This window comes from Flavobacterium soyae (assembly GCF_045348165.1).
GTDB classification, from domain to species: domain Bacteria; phylum Bacteroidota; class Bacteroidia; order Flavobacteriales; family Flavobacteriaceae; genus Flavobacterium; species Flavobacterium soyae.
The window spans coordinates 2,518,783-2,538,920 of the sequence record NZ_CP150845.1; the positions used below are offsets into that span (position 1 = coordinate 2,518,783).

Sequence of the window (20,138 nt, forward strand, 5' to 3'; positions counted from 1 at the left end):
TTCAAATAATGAATCGATTATTTGATGATCAGGTTTATTGTATTTTTTGATTTAGATAATGCCTCGAAAAAAGCAGCTGAAAAATTGTTTTTTTTTTGCAGTATTTTCCTTTTGATAGTGTAAAGATCAGCCTAAAAAAGAGGTTTAAAAAACAGCTGCTTAGTGGTTAAACATTGATGTTCTGGGGCTTTACAGAGTTGTAAAGAGAGTGGATATAGATAGGTTAAGTTTTGTAGAAAGAGGGCGGTAAACTTACATTCTTATTCTCTCTATTAAAGTTGAGGTTATTGCTGTATAAACTCTTATTGCTTGATTTTTTCCATTTGCATTTGTAGCATCGGCAAACTCGGTGCGTCTTCTACAAAAAATTTGCGCAGATACGCCATTTAAGTTTTTTGGACTTGCCGGATTTGCACTATCCCATGCATATAAACCGTTGAACAAACCAACATTTGAATCCCATGCGGCATAAGTACCAGTAAGCATTGCAGTAGTTCCTGTTACATTAAGATTATCTATCAAAACTAACTCGCTTATTGTGCCCGGACCCCAATATGAAGAAGACAGAAGAGCATTAGTGAATTTTATAACAATTTGAAATTTGTTTACTGTTGGCGCTATAGTTCCGCCGCCTGCAACTACGTCACCAGCGCTTCCCATCATTGATAATTTTGCCAAAATACTATTAGACAAACTACCAGCATTGAATGTGCCCAATAGTGTGTCAGTTACTGTGTTTGTTGTAATATAAGGTGATGGAGTGTCTAAAGTCTTTTGTCCACCATTCAATATGATTTTAATGTAACTTCCGTCATCTTCAGTAAGCATATATCTTACTCCGCTTCTTGTTGTCCAGAGTTTTCCAGAACTGTCACGTTCAATAGCCCCATTTTGTGCTGTATTTGTAAAAGTACCAGTAGGTAAAATTAAAGGAGGGTAATTTATAGTACCAGATGCCAATGTAACTTTATTAGTAAAATTCCAAGCTCCGGAAATAGTTTGAGCCTGAGACTTAATCCATGCCCACCAGTTGAATAATTTCAATCGGCTTATTACTTTTATATCTTCTGTTATAGTTGATGCTATTTGCGTTTCTGCATCTGTTGCTAGTGATGCTGTAAGCTTTGTGTTTTCTAAAGTTTTTCCCATTTCAGCAGTCAAAGCTTTCGTTGTTCCTCCTGTTGTAAGATCATTCACTAAAGAAGGCGGAGACACATTGATATTATCAATCATATCTTTTAATACTTTTCCTTGTCTGGCATCTAATGCTTTACCTTCGGTTGTGCAGTCAAGTGCATTATATTTTTCGGTTTGCAGATTGTTTACATCATTAAACTCCAGTTCACCTTTTTCGTTGGTTATTAAAATTTTGTTAGACTTATTTGTTTCTAAATCTGCCACTCTGATTCTGTTGTGATTTGTACTCATTTTTAATTAATTATTACGGGGTTTAAAATTTATAGGCATTTATTAAGGCTTATGGGGGTTACCGTAATTTATTTTGATTAATTTTTGCTTTTAGAGAGGATGTTTTATACCTTCTTTTAGCATGTTTTCAACCAAAATGGATTGTTTTAAAAATTGTGTTAGTGGCGTCACAATAGTTTTATTTTACAGAATTTGTAAAATATTTGGGTAATGATCTGGCTTTCAGGAAAGCCAATAAAAGGTTAGGGAACTTAATTTTTAAGTTCCGGATTGGGTTTTAAAATGGGATTTTTGGATTTATTAGAGCATCATTTTTCTATGAAGGAAAATGATGTTTTTAAGAGAGCTCAAAGACTTTTTTGTCTTTGAGCTTTTTAGACTTTGTGTTCACGAGTGGGGTGCTCGTGCTAGCGATAGGCAGGGTTTTTTATCAGATCATTTTTTCAAAAAATCTCTCCATGCTTCGACAATTACCTTAAAATCAGTTGTAGGAAGAACAAAATCTGGGGTAATATTATTGTTTTGTTCCCATGCTTCTAAATCTTGATATATTTTAGTTTCGTTTCTGTATATTTCAGCAAAATATAAACTCTGAGTTTGTCCTCCTCCTTTATATGCTTCACCAGAAAGGACTTTGTTTATGTTACCTATTAACAGCCTCTCCGCTTCTTCAACGTAATAATGATCATTAATATACGCTGATAACCATGTATTAATTGTAAATATTTGTTTACCGAACCCAGGTCTATTTGTAAGTTGTACTTTGTAGGTCTTTAATGCACTCATATGTTTATATTTATTAATAAAATTATCTTTTTGGCCATAAGGTCTTAATACTTGTTGTTTGATCTATCAAATTTGAATTACCATTTATACAAATAATTACTGTTTTTCCATCACTCATAAGACCTCGATATTGATTTCCAATACCATTATGAACTTTATTTGTATAAGCAACGGAAATATTTTCAATTAGCTCTTGTTTTGACCAGTGTCTCGGAAACATATCATTATCAATTAAATTTCCTAGACCATCTCTTTTAGGAATCCAAACTCCACTTGTATTTTTAATTGATACGTTCGCTGTAAAATAACCTCTGGAATCTGAGGCATCTACAATATTATCAATTCTTCCGAAATTATTAGAGCTAACATTTCCTTCAATGTGATGCCATCCCCCAGCTGGCGCGAGCGTCCCGCTCGTGAACACACAGCATATCAATTAATATCAATTTCTAAAACTGTCTGATCATTATCACCATAATTTCTTGCTGAACTGTATTTCCAGTCCACAGGATTAGTAACAAAGCCTGTTTGAACTGGATTAAAATGAATATAGTTTAGTTTTTGCTCAAAAACTGTTAGAGACCAAATTTCAATAGGCTTATTGTTTTGCTGCCAAAATTGCCTGAATTTTACATTGCTGTTTTTCTTTCCTGCTCTTTCAAACATCCAAAGCATCCATTCTTTTCTGCTTTCTTGCGGATTTTCTTCAATTGTTTTGAGCATTTTTCTAGAAGTAAAACCCTTAAAATCTCTTATTAGACCAGAAGGATCTCCCTTTTCAGATCTAAAAATTAAATGAATATGACTTGGCATAATACAATATCCATAGATCTCCATTCCTTTGTTCTTTCTGCAGTAATCTAATGATTCTACAATACTCCCAAAATACTCTTCTCTTGTAAAAACATCTATCCAGTAAACTGTAGCAAAACTTATAAAGTAAGCTCCGGTTTTATCCCCAAATTTGTACTTTCTGCTCATTTATTGTTTTTTGAGCTAATGTAAGAAATACTTTGCGTTCACGAGCGGGACGCTCGCGCCAGCGTGGGGAATAAAAAGGTTACAAAAAATCAATAAAATCCGATACCTTTTCTTATACAATCAATAGCATATTCACTGTAAGTTTTTATATTATAATCCGATAAATATTCTATCCAATTTAAGCTATCGTGGCTAGGAGAAGCCATATGAATTCTTGGGTTATCTCCTTCATCTAAATAAATAAATAAATAATTATAGCCGGTATTATAATCTAATACAAAAAAAGGGCGAGAAATTGTTTTGTTGGATTCTGTAAAATCTTCTCTGGCAAACTCTTGGAAGTCTTCTTGTGAATCAAAAACCCCATAATCAAATACATTACAATAATTACCAGCTAAAAATAAAAGTTCTCTTAAAATTAATGGGAATTTGTTTCCATTATTCCAATTTTGCTCAAGAGAATTGATTTCTTCTAAAGAAATTCCTTCATTTACCAAGGTATCATCATTTTTTAAATTATCATCATATGGATAATCTTTTAATTTTGTTAAATACTGTATTTTCATTTCTTTATTATTTTATTTTGTTCTTTACCTTTTTCATTGTTTTGAGGTTTGTTTTAGAATAAAAGCTTATTTCTAATATTTTTCCGTCTTTTTTTGCAAGCTCCTTCAAATAAATAAAATAGGATTGACAACTTGGACACGCATATAATGTTGATTCAATATTAATAACAAATCTATTACCTTTATTCCAATGATTTTCTAAAAGATTAAAGATAAATTTAACTTCAGTATCACTTCTTCTATCACGTCCGGTAGACTGAATAGCTTTTTTATTAAAAATTTCAAATTTTGAATAATTTGTAGGTTCTATAAAATTGCCTAAATAATTATTATTAGGAAATATTTTTGAAATCTCATTTGCATCTCCTGACAGATAATGTTCTATAATTCTTTCAGAAGAAGGATTAGTGCCATTAAAAAATTGAATATCTACTAATAGCTTATTTGAAGACTTAAATTTTGTTCTTTTGTATTTGTTTAAACTACTAAAGAAAGGAAAGGCATCTCCATTTTGAATATCTTTTAACCTCTGTAATGATATATTTATATTTTTTATATCAAGAAGATAACTTAAACTATATTTACCAATAGTAGTTGTGCTTTTTATTCTCAGTAAATCAATTTGTGCATTGTTTAGATTAGAATTAACAATTTCCAATATATCAGTTTTGCTAAATTCATCATATTTATTCAATTTTAATTTTTTCTGAAAATCTAAAATTAGCTCTAACTTATTTGGATTTTGAATTAACTTATTAAAAGATGTCGGGCTTATTTGAATTATTTTTCCGAATTCTTTTAAAAAATTTTCTCTCGCTATAGGGTCTAATTTGGACAGAATATTTTTTAGAATTGGTTGATCATAATATCTAATGATTGAACCTATTAAATCAGTGTTATTCAAAAAATCAAGACTTTTTCTTTCAAAAATGATATCTCTAGAAGCTAATTCACTCCATCTATCAATCAATAAACCACCATTAGTATTTAATGATAAAAGAGTATTTTGCGTTGCTTTTTCAAAATCCAAAATAAATAATTCTTGTTTATTTATTGGGGAAGTAGGCAAGCTATTTAATTTTTGCCAAATATTTGAGTTATTATTTCCATAAATTTCAAATAATTTAGCTCTAAAAACTTCTTTAATTTCATCAATATCTCCTGCAAATTTACGTAAGATAATCAAAGCATCAGGGTCGAACCCATCAGGTATTGGACCATCAAGTATTTTTCTAGAAGCATTTTTCAATTGTCTCGATGTGGCATAATCTAATACTCCTGAAAAAATTTGCATAACGTTTACAATAACATCTAATCTAGTGTAAAATTTGCATTTTTCAGGATCATAGCTTTGACTTTCTTGATTACAATAAGTATCCCGATATGTGTTTCCATAAGATAGTAAAATAGATGCAACTGAACTTGAAACTTCAATTAATCCTGCTACACCTTGTGCTAATTCGTATGTTATTAATGCTTGTCCAGGAACAGCTGCTTCCAAACCTAATGCAACTCTTCCTAATGAAGTCAAATGTTTTAAATGTCTAAGTTTTGCTAAATTACCAATTCCAGTAGCTGTCAGAGCTAAATCGAAAGTCAACTCAATAGCAGTAACTAAGTTTTCGGTTGATTTTTTATCATCAATATATTTTAAATAAAATATAGGTAGAATTGCTTTTTGTTCTCCTCCAATATTTGTTGTAATGAATTTAGTGTTTTCAGTATTATCATCTGTATTTTTAATGGTAATTGCTTGAAATAAATCATATGATCCAACTACATATTCTTTTGGAATAGCATTTCCTGTGGCAGGATTAATTTCATATCCATCCTTAGTGATATTAATATTTTTGCCATTAAAATTAAAGTCATAATTTGTATTATTAAACATCCATAAAACTTCAGTAGCTTTATAATCTATATTAATTGGCTTTTTGTTATAAATGTTTTTGTTAATCAAGTTATCTTTAACGCTTCCATCAAGATTATATGGATAAATTGAACTTAATAACCACTTTTGATATAATAAGTTCATCAACTTTTTCAAATTTTCTGCGCCTAAACCTCTATCATGAATCTTAGAATATAGAATCTCATAAAGACTTTGATCTTGAGAATTTCCATTATAATTCACGCTTTTTAAACTTGAAAAGAAATAATCTATTTGATGATTAACATTTGTAATTGAACTTATAATATCTAATACAAATTGCTCTTCATTTACCTCGCCAAATATATTTGAGGTTTCACCTTTAATTGTACCTTCTGCAATATATCGTAAAAGGCTAATTTTATCTTTAACAGGGATTGGGATAAGTCCTTGTGGTGACAGAATTTGTGCTAACCAATATAATTTGTTTTGTTCTTTAGTATTCTGTATAAATAATTGGTTGGAGTATACGCTTTTGTAAAAGGTAACTACACTTTTATAATACTCTTGAAAATCCTCAATAGTTGGATTGTTAAATATTGGTAGTGATGACCATTCTGTATTTTGACTTTCTATATAATCAACGAGAGTAGAATTATTTTCAAAGATTGAAAAGATATCTTTATTTATCCAATGAATGCATAATGCAATTTTAACCAATTGATATGTTTTTTCCCTTTTTTCAGTTTCATCAATAATATCATTTATAAATATTCCTGTCTTGTGTAAAAAGAAATCTTTAGCAACAGGATTTACCTCCATAATCTTTTCATTTTTAACGAAATTTTCGAAAGTAGGAGAAGGGATAATAAGGTTAGAATTTACATCTAATAGTTTGTATCCATTTTCGAATTTCCATTCATAAGAAATAACTTTGCAGAAATCATCATATGGATTTTCAGTATTAAGTTTTGTTGTTTTAAAAATATCTCCGTTAATTGCTTTTTTTAATGTTTTGAAATTTAGTTGAAATTTTTTTATTTCAAAACGATCAATTTTTTTTGCCAAATACTCTAAAAACTTTTCTTTTTTAAAGAACCCTGCAACTGCATATATGGTTCCAGCTTCCTCAGATCTATAATCTTGGGAACTTACATAAATATATGTTTCTAATAATTTAAATTCTACTATATGACCTCTGTCATCATATCTAATATCTGACATCAAATCAGTGTTGTACACACTTTGTCCTTTAAAGTAACCTACATATGCCATCTTAAAAAATATTTAAATTTGATCCAATAAAAAGATCTTGTGCCTGTCTTTCTCCCATATACTCACTATAATCCGTACTAAAATGATATTTCCTATCAAGTGAATAAACAAAAACAGGAATTCCTGGTTCAAACAATACAGTTTTACCTTCAGTATTTTCAGCTACAATCGCAACTTTGTATTTCTGATATTTAATATTTTCAGGAGAAACAAGTTCATTATCATCCTCAAATAAATCAATCAAAAACAAACGAGGATTTTTTGTGTCATCTGTAATTAATGCTTTTATAATATCATTTTCATCTTTCGTTAATCCCAGAATAATTTTATTAGGAGTAGAGCCATCCAGCGTTTTTAATTCCAGTCCCGTAATAGTTTGTGTACTGTCTGTAAACAGTTTCAAATTATAGTAATAAGGATCTGATAATTGATACGTTTTACTTTTTGTAACTGCACCGCTTGCAGAAGCTGTTGTTTTTGTATCTGATGTAGTACTTCCTGTTGCAGATACGGCATTGTTCATAACATCTACGGCTTCTGTAAGATAGGTAACGCGTTCAATAAAAGGTTTCTCTTCTATTCCGGTTTCAATAACATCATTTACAGTAAGAGTTTGTACAATTGAAATTCCCTGCTGTTTTTTATCGTAAAATTCATTGATAAGATTTAGTTTTTCAGAAGTCATTCTCGAATAACTGTCATCGCCGTTTAGTTTTAATAATGGTTCAGCTTTAATTAAACTAAACACATCATCAAAAAAGTTAGCCTGGCCAATTACAACAACCAGATCTCCATTTTCATTAAGTACTTCATCTGCCTTATAAGTATTAACTTTTCCCTGATACAGCAAAATACTAAGCGCAGCAATATTTTTACCTTGAACAGCAGGAGATGTAAGCTGAATTGTTGTTGTCAAATCTGCGTAATTTCCTTCTTCATCTGGTGGTAATAGCAAACCGTCGGCATTAATGAAATTATCTTTTTGTGCATTGGCAACTTTTGCAATTTGTCCGTAAAAAGCAGTATTTTTATTGTTGTCTGTAGTAAATTGTAGATAAAGGTTATTTGTCGTAACTGTATTTACTTGCTCTTGTTTATCAATTAAAACTGGCCAGCCCTCCGTGCTATAAGTTACGGCTGTCATTGGAACAATTCCTTCTGAATTCGCTAATAAGCCTGTTTTAAGATTTTCTGGGTCATCGCCAATTTTGTAATTTCCATAAAAATCATAACTGCGCGTACGATCACTCTGAATATAGATGTACCAATTATTTTTAGTGAAAAAATTATTGATAACACTATTAAAAATTTCTGCACTTTTTTTTGTTGTTTTAGTTCCTGCGCTGACAACATCTACAGAATCTTGCGGAACAAACAAACCATAAAAAGCAGCAATATCAATAAACTGAATACTTTGCTCGCGCAGTAATTTTTGTTGATACGGAGTACCTTCTGTAATTGAAATAGAAGCGAAAGCTTTACGAGCATATTCTAAATCAAACTTAAATTCGCCATTATCAAAATTATGTTTGTAATCGCCATAATTTAAAACAACATCAATTCCGCATTCTCCCTGAGCAAATTTTCCCAACGATTTTCCCATATCAATCATAGGAAGTTCGAAGTTGTCTGTTTCGTCGAAAGTATTATCGGCTTCAACAAATTCAGACTCTTTAAAAAAGAAACTAGAAAGTGGAATTGCTAATTCTGTTGCTTCCTCTTCCTCAGTTGGGTTGTCTTTATAACCAATGTATTTAGCAACAAAATCAGGTTTTTGTATAGGATTGTTTTGATCATCTTTACGATTATCGTGAAAAGCATCAAAATCAATATTAATCTTATTGATAAAATCAGATGTTTGCTCTGTTTGCTGAATTATCATAGGATTAGAACCTACTGTAAAAAAATCACTTCTTTGCAGCCCTCTGTAAATGAAATATTTGATATTTAATCCAGGAAATGGCTGTTTGTAAGGACGAAGAATAAGGTTTACTTTATCAGGACTGCCTGTTTGGGGCTGTACTAAAACAACTCCTTTGCAGATTGCATAAGTCTTTTTGGGAGAAGCTAATGAAAATTTGGAGGTCAGGTTAAACTCGGTACTCGATTGAGGACCAAAAGCTTGTTCGCGGCTTTGCGTAAAGCCTCCTGACTCCACGAAAAAATGAGATTGTGAAGACATATTTAAATGAATTATTTAAAAGTTAATTTTAAACCATCAAAGGCTTATAGATTTTGTAGACGAATCTTAGAAGTAAAAAGACCAGAGCAATAAGAAGAATCCTCCCCAGCCAAATCTGCACCTTTTGCCAAAAAGTTAAGTAATTGACAAACTTGGTAATCGTAATTGTTTTTTCCTGAACATCTTTTACCTGTTTTGATTTCCAGAAAGCGTAGAGTTCCTGTTCTTTTAAGTCACAGTCAACGCTGAGTTTATTGTTATCAAGTCGAACCCTTGGGATTTTTAATGTACGCCCTGGTTCGGCCTGAATAACATTTTTGAGAACTACTTTTCCGTTGATACAATCTAGTAATGCGTTATAAGAGCTGCTGTCTTTGGCTATTTTAAAAACAGTATCGTGCAGCGTTTCTGTAATAGTAATAGTTTGAACTTTATTTTCGTTTTCAACAGGTTTCGGACTTCGGCATGAAATCACGATCAGAATAATCAAAAGTGAAAAAACAAAGCATTTTAGTTTTTTAGTCATAATTAAAATTGGTTTATAAATTTAGTTTTGCAGACGTAAAAAGCCTTTTACGCTTTTTATATCACGTTTTCTTCTGGCTACTTTGTAGCCTTCACGGCCCCCGGCGTCATTTGTGTTTCCTTCGATTGTGTAGATAGTGGTTCCGGTTACTTTTTCAACGAAACCAGTGTGACCTGCGCCGTTGTTAAAATCTATAATGAAAACATCTCCGGGCTGAGGTGTTTTTTTTACCAAAAGCGGTCTCGAATTATATTGATCCAGAACTCCGGCAGTTTTCTTTAAAGGATTTTTGGCATTAATCTGCAGCGCTGCTTTTTGTGTACACCAGTAAACAAAAGCCATACACCAGGCATATCCTTTTGATAAGCCAACGCTTCGTAAATAAATTTCGACTTCGGGGCCGGAGTTGCTGTTTCTGGGAATTTCTTCGACACCAATTTGTGCCGTGGCGATTTCTAAGGTTTTTTGGGTTAGTGTCATGAATTTTTTCCGTTTAACTGTTTAAATTTTTGTAACTCATCAACCAGCTGCTGGTTAATAAGCATAAGTTCTTTGTGTTGTACTTCCATTTTTTTTATGGTATCTGTGGCGGCGGTCAGGCGAGCGGTAATGTCATCAAGAAGATCACGGTAATATTTTACGGCACTTACAGCGTTGTCAAGTTCGGCGGCGCGGTCTTCGGCCAATGATTTTCGCATAGAGAAAAACCAGGTTATAAAAGCGGCAAAAAATGCCGTAAGAGATGGGTATAGAAACTGTTCCATTGAATGTATTAATGTTGAAAATTTGATAAATGTGATTTGGGAAAAACAACAGCAGCATATTGTTTTTTGAAAGAAGCGCAATCTTAAATTTTTGCAGTTAGATTTCTGCCGTCCTTTCCTTTTGTGATTGCAAAGATTGGGTAAAAAAAGCCCTAAAAAAAACGAATGCAAGGTGTGTGAACATTAGTATTCTAGGGCTTTACATAGTTGTACAGAAAGCGAACAAAGCTCATTTTTACGAAGGTAAATGGCTCATCTTTGCACCATAAAAACAATGTTTTTTAGGAGCTCAAAAGATTTCGCTTTTCTTTTATAATAGTTAAGAAGATTTTTCCTGATTGCTCATAAGTTCTTCGATTTTTTTTAATTCTGAAGTAATAGGCGTACAAAGAATTTCATACAAAGTAGTTCGTGAAATTGGGTAAACAGGATAAACATATTTACGCCATACTACCGTAGTAGGAATATCTTCTGTCTTGTGTTTTTGATACAATTCTTTAACAAGTTTGTAGCGCAATAATTTATTTTTTTGAATTCCGAGGCTTCTGTTTGAGGATATAGGCATGATAATGATGTTTATTGAGTGATAGAAAATGAAGAAAGATTTTTTGAAAAGAGAAGAATTATTAAAATGAAGATTTAATCATGATTAAGAATTATTTGAATACGATATAACGACATAAAGATTTACAGCAGCCAAACCATTTAATCTTTTTAAGTAATGGTTTTTCTACTTCAAATGCCATTTTTTTGAACCTCGTTCTGAGGTGCTATTTGTTAAAGATTATTTTTTAACAATTGAGGTCTGTACTCTTCCTATCATGATCTCGTTCCGCAGCTCTAAAGACTGGGAACTTTACAGAAAGAATGGTTTTTGGCTGCTTTTTTGGGTAAAAACCGCCCATCTTCGGTTCCTGTTTTCCTTCAGAAAGAAGCGAAAAACAGGAACCATTTTTTTATGTTTACTTAAGTTTTTATAACGTAGATTTTGAGGGGGTTATTCAGCCTTTGTAAGTGGCAGTTGTGTGTTTTTTAAATCTCGGATTTTTGATTACGATGCTTTCATATTGATTAAAAGCCTGGCGTTCTTTATTGGATAAATCATTTTTGCAGTTCCAGTTTCCAAGTCCGTCTTTAAAAATGGTATGTTCATTAACCTTGTAACTTTCGTGGTCAGTAATTGGCTTTATTTTTACGCTCATTTAAGTATTGTTTAAAAATTATTTTAATTCTGAAATAAAACCATTCACGGAATAAAAGAATTGGTTTTAAATTGGTTGCAATAAGCAGAAGACCTAAAAGAGCCGATGCGTAAATATCATTATTAGGCTGCATGGCTTTGTTCGTTTTGCTGGTTAAAGAAATTAAAAGCATATCCCTGTAAAAAATCTACAGATGACATTGACAACGGAATATTGGTTTTTACACCATTTTCATCAATTCTGTTCGCCTCAATAAACCAGCTTGAGCGAATTGGTTTAAATGAAGAAGCAATAATTTCAACACCATCTGTAAATTCTTCGTTATTAAATTCTTTAGTTAATTTTTGAAGTTCCAAAACGCGTGAACCTTTTAAATTTCCTTTGGCATCTTTTTTTAATAAATTGAAAACAATTTTTACTAACGATGCTGTTTCTTTACTCGTAGAAAGCGACGAAATATAATTCTGCACTTTTTCAATACCAATTGTTACCGTATCGTCCCAACCTTCATTAATGCGATATCCAATCGTGATTTCTTCTTTATCATTAGAAAAAGTATGAGACATCTGCTTTTCTTTAAAACCATAAACCTGATTCTTTAAATCCAGAATAGTTTCAAACAATTGAAAAGTTTCCGTTTTCGCATTTCGCATCATTTCAGAAGTTTCGTGTAATCTCGAAAGCGCTTTCGGAATAGTTTCGGCTACCAGCTTTTTATAAGCATCTCGTTCTTCATTCTTTTTATTTTCAATTCGGTTTAGGGCCTCTTTTAATTGCTGTGCAGAAAATTGAGATAAATCCATAGATGGGTTGATTGTGTTTGTTAATGCAGTGTTCATAATAATTGGCTTTTAGTTTTTATAATAATTTTAGTTATGCAATAAGAATTTCTTCTTTAAACGGATTACCGTAATAGGGTTTAAAATTATAGTGATCGGCAAGTCTTAATACTTCTTTTAATTTGTTTTCTATTGCTTGTGAAACGGGACGGGGAGAAGCGGTTTCATCGTCCAGAATATGCATCCATTGAAAACGTTCCTGATTAATGCAGATTCTTTCTCCGGGCGTAAAAGATTTTGATCTTTCAGAACAATATTGAAGTGCCAGATACAATTGTGCAATTCTTATTTCGATTTGATTTCTACTCATGATTTTTATTTAATAAGGTTCGTAATTTTTTGATGTCAGATTCTATTAAGTTTCTCTCGGGACTATTTGGATTTTCAATCAGCCAATTTTCCAGTTCCTGAATTTTTTCCTTGATTTGATTTGTTTCCATTTTTATGATTTAAGTAATGATGAATAAGGTTTTTTTAATTTTAATGATTAATATTACTAGTCATTCGTAGTTTTATTCTGATTTAGTGTAGTGTTTTTGTTTTTCCTTTTCAATGTTTTTAATATGATATAATTATATGATAATCAATTATTTATTTGTGTTTTTTATTTCGAGTGTAGTTTCTATGCCGCATAAATTTGTATGTGTTTGTCTTGTTTTTAAAATTTATTTTTCTTTACTTTGCAAATATAATGTAAAATAATACATCAAAACAAATTTTTAACGTAAAAAAATACATCTTTTTATGGGGTCGACTGAAAGAATAAGAGAATACCTTGATTATAAAGGGATTACTAAATATAAGTTCTGTAATGATTTAGGCTTTTCTAATAAGTTTTTAGATAATAGCAGCAATATGGGAACGGATAAAGCGTGTAAAATTTTACACCACTACCCAGAGATAAATTCAGAATGGCTTTTAACCGGAAATGGATCCATGATAAAAGAGGATAACACTAATATTGTAATTATGAATAATGACCGAAAAACAATTGATTCGCTGCATGTGAGTCAGGAAATACCATTATATGATTTAGAAGCTGTAGCTGGTTTAAGGGAATTATTTAGCAGTGGAAAGCCGCAAAGAGTTTTGGATACTATAAAAATTCCAAATCTGCCGAAATGCGATGGAGCCATTTCTGTAACCGGAGATAGTATGTATCCGTTATTAAAATCCGGAGATATAATTTTATATAAGGAAACAGAATTTGATAATATCTTTTTTGGAGAAATGTATCTTTTAAGCGTCAAATTAAATGACTGGGAAGAATATATTACCGTAAAATATGTTCAGAAATCAGAGCAGGGATCAGAGTTTGTAAAATTGGTAAGCCAGAATTCGCATCATCAGCCAAAAGATATACATATTTCAAAAATATCAGCATTGGCACTTATAAAAGCCAGTATTCGTATTAATACGATGATGTAATAAGGTTGTGAAATTTATTCTTTAGAAGTTTGATTTTTTAGTTTAGATGTGAAATCTAAACTTTAGGGTATAAAAAAAATTAGTCTTTGAATATTCTAATATTTAAAGGCTTTTTTTGTTTTATTATCACTGGGTAAATGTTTAAAGAAGATTGAATATAAAGCAAAAAAACTCAATAAAAATTGAGGTTTTAAATTCTTGCAGAGAAAGAGGGAATAGGATTTTTTTTAATCACTATATATCAATGTTTTAAATTGGGGTAACCGATTTTACTCCCTTTTAATCGTAAATAATTCATTATTTTTTTGTGGCAGGATTGTCGTTTTTCCTGTCAGCGATTGAAGCCTTAAATAGTTCATCTTGGGTTGTGATGATGTTCTCTATTGCCGAACTCGCTTGTGCTTCCTGCAAGTTGATTGTATATATAAATAATGTTGGATTGGGCAAATTTGTGATTGCTCCTTTTAATTCTGATAAAGCTCTACTTGCTGCAATTGTTTTTTTAGAATAACTGTGTTTCCTATTTCTGCTTGTGGTGGCAATAAGGGTAAATCATTATATGGAATTGCTGAATTGTATTTATTATTACTCATTTTTCAAAGATTTTGAACGAGGGCAATTTTTACCTTTGTTTTGTTTTCAAGGTCAAATATGATAAAAAATCTCCCTTATTTTATTTTCAAGGGCAAATTCTGCCCTCGTTTATTTTTCTCAGAATTAAATTTATATTTTTAATTACAGAACTATCTGCAAGTAGTCAGACATATTGTGTTGTTAAAACTGGCTCCAATATTTTTTGCTTTAACATTACCGTATTCCTGAAGTGATTTTTTTAGCTTTTTAGCATTCATTTTTTTGCTTTGGATTTCACTTTTGATGCTGCTTCTTTTGGGTTTTTGGTTAATTGGTCGAGATTGTTTAACAGGTTTACAATAAAAATTCGGGTGTTGCTTTTGGAAGGAAATGAGGTTTTACCCTAAATGAAAACATCATACACCCAGATTGAAATCCTCATGATGTTTATGGTTGTAAACCGTTTTGCTGTTGTTCTTTTTCCATTTTTCTCGTTTATGATTTGCTTTAGAAATAATTTTTTCCATGCTGTGAATTTCAAATCCTGAAGTTAATAAGTTAGACTCTTTATCAAAAAAGGGATCAATTACTGGGATTAAATTTTCTTTAAGAAATGTTCAGGGAAGCATCTAATTCAAAATCTGATTCAATAATTTTTAATTTACATTTATCTAAATTTTGAATTATTTTGTTCCAATTTTGATGAAATTTATCGAATTCTAATGGATTTGTTATTAGTATAAAATGATTCCTAATTTTAACTAAATCATCTGTTTCTGGAAAGCAGACTAAGTCAATTGGTGTGTAATCATTATTTATTTCAGTTTGGTTTTCTTCTAATTGATTACTATAAGCAGCTTTTTCAAAGTGGGAAGCATGAACAATAGTTTGACCTGATAGTTTTAATTTATTTAATATCTTATAAGAACCATGGTAAGGTGTTATAAAGACTCTTAAAGTATGAAAATGTTAGCTAAAGTATCATTGCAATTCGATTACATTTAATCTCATATATCATGGTATCGATTATTTTGCCCTATTTGAAAATTTCAGTTTTATGTCGTCATATGCCAACCCAATCAATAAAATAGTTCCAACAATTCCCAATACATATAGTTTAACTATGGAATAGAAGATTCCTCCAAAAATTCCGCCCAAAAAAAAGAAGCTAATAATTGTCAAGCGTAATTTTATTGATGAATAAAGTTTTTGTTTTTGATCTTTTAATTTGTAAAAAAAAAGTTGTGAAAGTTCAATTCCTAAATCTGTAAATAACCCGGTTAAGTGAGTGGTGCGAACAGTTGCATTAGAAATTTTCGTTACGAGTGAATTTTGTAATCCCATTGCAAATAACAATAAGAACGCCAAAATATTAGGAGATTCGGAAATTAATTGCTGCCCAAATATTGCTACTGTAAATAGAATGATACTTTCAATAATTACAGGAACTGAATAGATTTGCCTATTATTTCTTTTAGACATAATTTCAACTAAGACACTTGATGTAAATGAGCCTAAGAAAAAAAAGAAAATGTATAAAAAGTAGATAAATCCTTGCCACATATTAAATTTAAAAACTTCATCCACAAAAAAAGCAAAATGCCCAGTTACGTTTGTTGTTAAACGCTGAATAGCTATAAAACTTGCAACATTAACAACACCAGCAACAAATGATAACAATGAAGCAATCCCTAAGTCATGCTTTAAAGTTCTTTTTTCGCCGATGTGCCTAAACATATTATAACTGTTTTTGTTTGAATTTCTGTTTAAAGATACTTATTTCTCTGCTAAATTAATTAATTCAAGTTGTTAGTTTAATAAATAAATTGGCTCTAAAAAAGTTTAATCCCTACGGGCAATGTCATTAAGTTAAGCTTTTAGAAAATAAAATTATTGCAAATCAAATCCGTGTTTATCCGCGTTTTTACGAAGTAAATCTGTTTTATCCGCGTCACAATTAGACGCTTATTTTACTGATTCGCTAAAGCGAAAACGCTGATAAAAATTGATTTTTCTAATTACTTCCTTAATTAAACTGTTAAGTAATTTTATAGATTTCCTCTTAACTTAATGACATTGCCCGTAGGGACTACACTTTATTAACTAGCGGCTTGAATTAATTATTTCTTATCAAATAGGCTTTACCCATAATTTTAATTAACTGCTATAATCTACAGAATATCCTTTTGGCAATCCGTAGGTTTCTACGAATTCCATAAACTCTATTATGGTAATATTTTTTAGTATTCGATTTCCGCCGTTAAGTTTTTTTATTTCAACCTTATATATTATAATAAATAAGTTTTGAAGTGAATTGTGGTTTTATTTCTTTGAAAAAGTGGATTTCGTCTAAGTCTGACCTGAACTTGTTTTAGTAACAATTCGTTTGACTGTATTTATTGACTTTAAAATAATGTCAATTGCATTTTCACATTTTTTTATTTGATTGTCAATCTCTAAATCAATAAAATTGAGTTGCTCATTTAGCTTTGCCAGCTGTGATATAAACTTAATGTTATTATTCAAAATTGAGAATTATAAAAAAAATGATGATAAATCTCTTCATCATCATTTTATAGTTAGTAGGTTATATGGTTAGAAATAGTTTCTGATATTATGAAAGCATTATCCATTTATCAATTGATCATCAAGGGGCACTTCTCACTGATTAACCACAATCAATAACAATAGTTAGTTGTAGATCGAAAAATATTATTTTCCGGCACTTTCATAAACTTCTTTTACCACTAATGATGCTGAGACTATTTTTGGCCAGCCGGCATAAAATGCAAGTTGTGTTAAGACTTCGTCCATTTCTTCTTTAGTTATACCGTGTTGTACGCCTCTGGCCATGTACAGCCCAAGAAATTGTATATCACCAGCCGCAATCATAGCACATACGGTTGCCAGGCTTCTGCTTCTTGATGATAAACCTGAACGAAGCCAAACTTCGCCATACAACAATTCATTGGTATATTTAGCAAAGCCTTTTGATATTGGTGCAATATTCTGTTGGATAAATCCAAGTCTGTTTTCATCACCAGGTAATGCTTCATCTTTATTTAGCCTCAATGGGTCTGTAGATGGCAGTTCAGCTTGCAAAATATTATTGTTCTCAAATAATTCTTTTGCAACACCTACTGCTGAAATTGCATTTGGCCAGCCTGAATAAAAAGCAAGATGAGTGATTATTTCTGAAAGTTCACCCGGCGTAACTCCATTGTCTAAAGCTTTTGCAAAGTAATGAGGCATACCAACAGTATGATTACGGGCTATTAGGCTGGATACAGTAACTATACAGCGGTCGTGTTTAGATAAACCCGGTCTTTCCCATACTTCAGCAGTTAAGGTATCAACAGAATATTTGCTTAGTGATGGCGATACGCTGCCAACAAAGTCGGCAGTTAGACCTGGCTTAGGAGCTGTATTTTCATCGTTATTAATTTTTAGGGCTTTTGCAATTGCTAAACCTACACTTGCAGCTGATTGTGGGTTTTGACCTGTAATTAATCTGCCATGAACAGCAATGTTATTATTCCAGTTAGGAGAATGTTTATAATCTGCTCCATGCTTTATTAAAACATCTTCTAATAAGAATGGAACCACATTCGTTGATTGTACTTCTTCTTCTTCACCATTTGTAAATGCCGCTACGCTTTTACCAGCGATTAAATAAGAACCATCGCTCAATTTTACATTTACTAATGCTGCCGGACCATGACAAACGGCTGAAACAATTTTACCTGATTCGTAAAATTCAGGAACTATTTCTAACACCGCCGGGCTATCTGCAAAATCCCACATTGTACCATGTCCTCCGGCAAAGAATATTCCATCATAATCTGCTGCATTTACTTCATCTAGCTTTAATGTGTTCTCTAAAGCATTTCTAAAATCGGTATCAGCCCAATATTTAGCATTTGCAGGATCATTAAAATCCTCTAATCCATCTAATGGTGCATGACCACCTTTTATAGAAGCAATATCAACTACAACACCTTTTTCTTCAAGTTTTTCCAATGGATGTGTTACTTCACTAAGATTAAAACCAGTCGGAATACCAGTTTCTCCTTTTACATTACAGCTTGTTACTACAAACAACATTTTTGCTGTTCCTTTTCCTTTATTCATTTTTTTAAATTTTAATTGTTTATTTATTATTTAATTACAATACTTCAAAAAAGCGCACCATTTTATTAACCGCCTGCTCTACGTATTCAGGTACATCATACATCGCTATATGAGTGGCACCTTCTACTAATACTAATTCTTTAGGACCATTAGATAACTCAAAAGCCATTTCACTAAAAAGTCTTGTGTCAGCTTTACTGCCTGCTATGATAAGCATCGGTTGCGATAAATAATCTGTAATATGGTCATAAGCAGAGTAAGCCAGCAATTTATCCATACTGGCTGTTAGGAAGCGCCCTTTAGAGCTGGGATGCTGACCTCTTGGTGTTCTGTAATACTCATATCCTTCTCTTAAAAGATCCGGAGTATTCTCATTAATATCTTCAAACCTTTCAGGGACAAATGGAGTATATGACGGAGCTGCTCCATTTATTTCGGCAGTTCTTAAATTAGCCGCTGTTTCTAACATTTTTATAAGTTCAGCGGGAGGAGTTGCTGTACCTAAATAATTTCTGTATCCCTCACCAATCGGAGCTGCACTTACAGTAGCGACTGCTTTAAAACGGCGCTCAGTTTGAGTTACACTAATTGCATATCCGCCGCCAGCACATATTCCATACACACCCATTCTTTCAGCATTAACAAAAGGTAATGTGGTTAAGTAGTCTGCTGCACAACGAGCATCTTCTACTCTTACTGTTGGATCTTCTAACAAGCGAGGTTCACCTTCACTTTCTCCCTGAAAAGAAGAATCGTAAACTAAAACAACATATCCGTGTTTACATAATTTTTCGGCATAAAGACCAATAACTTGTTCTTTTACGCCACCTGCAGGGTGAATTCCAACAAGAGCAGGGTATTTTTTACTTTTATCAAAGCCTTCAGGCAGATGAAGATTTCCAGCAAGTGTATTTGCTCTGTTCTTAAATTTTACTGATTTAAACATAATTATTTTAATCTTTTAATTGATTTTTAATACAAGTCCAGCGACTCTTTTACCAAGTTGTATAGCTGTGTATTTGTCTTCTTTTCCAGGTGTTACTTCCGGAGAATCATTTTCAGCCTGAGCCATAACTCCAATCCAGCTTCCCAGTCGATTTGAGCCATTAGCCTGCATTGGACTCTCTCCAAGACTAACCCATATCATACCATGCTGCATTGCCAAAGTATTTAGGTATTGAAGTGTGCTTAACTTGTCGCCGCTTGGAGTACCTGATACTGTGAACCCGGCAGCAAGTTTATCGCGCCATTTTTGCTGAAACCAACTGCCTACACTGGCATCTGCAAAAGCTTTGAATTGTGCAGAAATATTTCCCATATAAGTTGGACTCCCGAAAATAATAGCATCGCTTGCATCGAGCTTGTTAAATACTTCTTCATTTTTATAATGTCCGTTTATAATGTCGTTTTGGTCGATCGAAATTAAATTTGTTGTAATTCCGGAAACTGATGATACACCTAAATTGACGGCTTCAGCTAATTTTTGCGTATGTCCGTTACCACTATGGTATAGTATTGAAACTGTTTTCATTTTATATGTTTTTCTTAATTAACTTTATGTTATAGTGTGTTTTTGAGCTTAAAAAA

Annotated in this window: 23 protein-coding genes; 1 reads left to right on the plus strand and 22 read right to left on the minus strand. The window is 31.9% G+C overall.

Going from position 1 to position 20,138, the window contains the following annotated elements; genetic code table 11:
* Window positions 1-252: 252 nt before the first annotated feature.
* From AABD74_RS10725 to AABD74_RS10800, 16 genes are all read right to left on the minus strand, one after another.
* Window positions 253-1,428 (minus strand): hypothetical protein, encoded by a 1,176-nt coding sequence (locus AABD74_RS10725; protein ID WP_406845524.1) that lies wholly within the window; start codon window positions 1,426-1,428, stop codon window positions 253-255.
* Window positions 1,429-1,863: 435 nt separating this feature from the next.
* Complete coding sequence (locus AABD74_RS10730; RefSeq protein WP_406845525.1) at window positions 1,864-2,214, minus strand: hypothetical protein; 351 nt, start codon at window positions 2,212-2,214, stop codon at window positions 1,864-1,866.
* 22 nt (window positions 2,215-2,236) lie between these two features.
* Window positions 2,237-2,638: an EndoU domain-containing protein gene (locus AABD74_RS10735; RefSeq protein WP_232681074.1), complete on the minus strand. Its 402-nt coding sequence runs from the start codon at window positions 2,636-2,638 to the stop codon at window positions 2,237-2,239.
* A gap of 8 nt (window positions 2,639-2,646) precedes the next feature.
* Window positions 2,647-3,195 (minus strand): REP-associated tyrosine transposase, encoded by a 549-nt coding sequence (locus AABD74_RS10740; RefSeq protein ID WP_406845526.1) that lies wholly within the window; start codon window positions 3,193-3,195, stop codon window positions 2,647-2,649.
* Between the two features lie 89 nt (window positions 3,196-3,284).
* Complete coding sequence (locus tag AABD74_RS10745) at window positions 3,285-3,761, minus strand: hypothetical protein (RefSeq protein ID WP_406845527.1); 477 nt, start codon at window positions 3,759-3,761, stop codon at window positions 3,285-3,287.
* A 7-nt stretch (window positions 3,762-3,768) separates the two neighbouring features.
* Window positions 3,769-6,906, minus strand: a complete 3,138-nt coding sequence (locus tag AABD74_RS10750) for a hypothetical protein (RefSeq protein WP_406845528.1) — start codon at window positions 6,904-6,906, stop codon at window positions 3,769-3,771.
* A 1-nt stretch (window position 6,907) separates the two neighbouring features.
* A complete protein-coding gene (locus AABD74_RS10755) occupies window positions 6,908-9,088 on the minus strand; it encodes a hypothetical protein (RefSeq protein WP_406845529.1) in 2,181 nt (726 codons plus the stop codon).
* Window positions 9,089-9,116: 28 nt separating this feature from the next.
* Window positions 9,117-9,614 carry a hypothetical protein gene (locus AABD74_RS10760; RefSeq protein WP_406845530.1) on the minus strand — a complete coding sequence of 166 codons (498 nt, stop codon included), beginning with the start codon at window positions 9,612-9,614 and terminating at the stop codon, window positions 9,117-9,119.
* Window positions 9,615-9,635: 21 nt separating this feature from the next.
* The gene (locus AABD74_RS10765) at window positions 9,636-10,094 is read right to left on the minus strand and encodes a CHAP domain-containing protein (protein ID WP_406845531.1); all 459 of its coding nucleotides are present in this window, start codon (window positions 10,092-10,094) and stop codon (window positions 9,636-9,638) included.
* A complete protein-coding gene (locus AABD74_RS10770; protein WP_091290755.1) occupies window positions 10,091-10,378 on the minus strand; it encodes a methyl-accepting chemotaxis protein in 288 nt (95 codons plus the stop codon). The genes AABD74_RS10765 and AABD74_RS10770 overlap by 4 nt, the downstream gene beginning before the upstream one ends.
* Before the next feature lie 319 nt (window positions 10,379-10,697).
* Entirely contained in the window at window positions 10,698-10,943 is a 246-nt protein-coding gene (locus tag AABD74_RS10775) for a hypothetical protein (RefSeq protein WP_053471137.1), read from the minus strand.
* A 436-nt stretch (window positions 10,944-11,379) separates the two neighbouring features.
* Window positions 11,380-11,580, minus strand: coding sequence for a hypothetical protein (locus AABD74_RS10780; protein ID WP_053471136.1), 201 nt, complete (start codon window positions 11,578-11,580; stop codon window positions 11,380-11,382).
* Window positions 11,552-11,713, minus strand: a complete 162-nt coding sequence (locus AABD74_RS10785) for a hypothetical protein (protein ID WP_406845532.1) — start codon at window positions 11,711-11,713, stop codon at window positions 11,552-11,554. The genes AABD74_RS10780 and AABD74_RS10785 overlap by 29 nt, the downstream gene beginning before the upstream one ends.
* Complete coding sequence (locus AABD74_RS10790; RefSeq protein ID WP_083598141.1) at window positions 11,703-12,419, minus strand: DUF3164 family protein; 717 nt, start codon at window positions 12,417-12,419, stop codon at window positions 11,703-11,705. Before AABD74_RS10790 ends, AABD74_RS10785 begins: the two co-directional genes overlap by 11 nt.
* Before the next feature lie 34 nt (window positions 12,420-12,453).
* The gene (locus AABD74_RS10795) at window positions 12,454-12,729 is read right to left on the minus strand and encodes a hypothetical protein (protein ID WP_406845533.1); all 276 of its coding nucleotides are present in this window, start codon (window positions 12,727-12,729) and stop codon (window positions 12,454-12,456) included.
* On the minus strand, window positions 12,722-12,859 hold the full coding sequence (locus AABD74_RS10800; RefSeq protein WP_157849152.1) for a hypothetical protein: 138 nt from the start codon (window positions 12,857-12,859) through the stop codon (window positions 12,722-12,724). The genes AABD74_RS10795 and AABD74_RS10800 overlap by 8 nt, the downstream gene beginning before the upstream one ends.
* Before the next feature lie 304 nt (window positions 12,860-13,163).
* Here AABD74_RS10800 and AABD74_RS10805 point away from each other — a divergent pair, with 304 nt between their 5' ends.
* Complete coding sequence (locus tag AABD74_RS10805; RefSeq protein WP_406845534.1) at window positions 13,164-13,847, plus strand: helix-turn-helix transcriptional regulator; 684 nt, start codon at window positions 13,164-13,166, stop codon at window positions 13,845-13,847.
* A gap of 297 nt (window positions 13,848-14,144) precedes the next feature.
* Here AABD74_RS10805 and AABD74_RS10810 read toward each other — a convergent pair whose 3' ends face one another.
* The 6 genes from AABD74_RS10810 to AABD74_RS10835 all read right to left on the minus strand — a co-directional run bounded on the left by AABD74_RS10810 (window position 14,145) and on the right by AABD74_RS10835 (window position 20,082).
* On the minus strand, window positions 14,145-14,294 hold the full coding sequence (locus tag AABD74_RS10810) for a Fic/DOC family N-terminal domain-containing protein (RefSeq protein ID WP_406845535.1): 150 nt from the start codon (window positions 14,292-14,294) through the stop codon (window positions 14,145-14,147).
* 17 nt (window positions 14,295-14,311) lie between these two features.
* Window positions 14,312-14,440: a hypothetical protein gene (locus tag AABD74_RS10815; RefSeq protein WP_406845536.1), complete on the minus strand. Its 129-nt coding sequence runs from the start codon at window positions 14,438-14,440 to the stop codon at window positions 14,312-14,314.
* 1,006 nt (window positions 14,441-15,446) lie between these two features.
* On the minus strand, window positions 15,447-16,100 hold the full coding sequence (locus tag AABD74_RS10820) for a YoaK family protein (protein WP_406845537.1): 654 nt from the start codon (window positions 16,098-16,100) through the stop codon (window positions 15,447-15,449).
* Window positions 16,101-17,132: 1,032 nt separating this feature from the next.
* Window positions 17,133-18,551: a carboxymuconolactone decarboxylase family protein gene (locus AABD74_RS10825; protein ID WP_406845538.1), complete on the minus strand. Its 1,419-nt coding sequence runs from the start codon at window positions 18,549-18,551 to the stop codon at window positions 17,133-17,135.
* A 34-nt stretch (window positions 18,552-18,585) separates the two neighbouring features.
* The gene (locus AABD74_RS10830) at window positions 18,586-19,497 is read right to left on the minus strand and encodes an alpha/beta hydrolase (protein WP_232681109.1); all 912 of its coding nucleotides are present in this window, start codon (window positions 19,495-19,497) and stop codon (window positions 18,586-18,588) included.
* A 15-nt stretch (window positions 19,498-19,512) separates the two neighbouring features.
* Entirely contained in the window at window positions 19,513-20,082 is a 570-nt protein-coding gene (locus AABD74_RS10835; protein WP_232681111.1) for a flavodoxin family protein, read from the minus strand.
* Window positions 20,083-20,138: the final 56 nt, after the last annotated feature.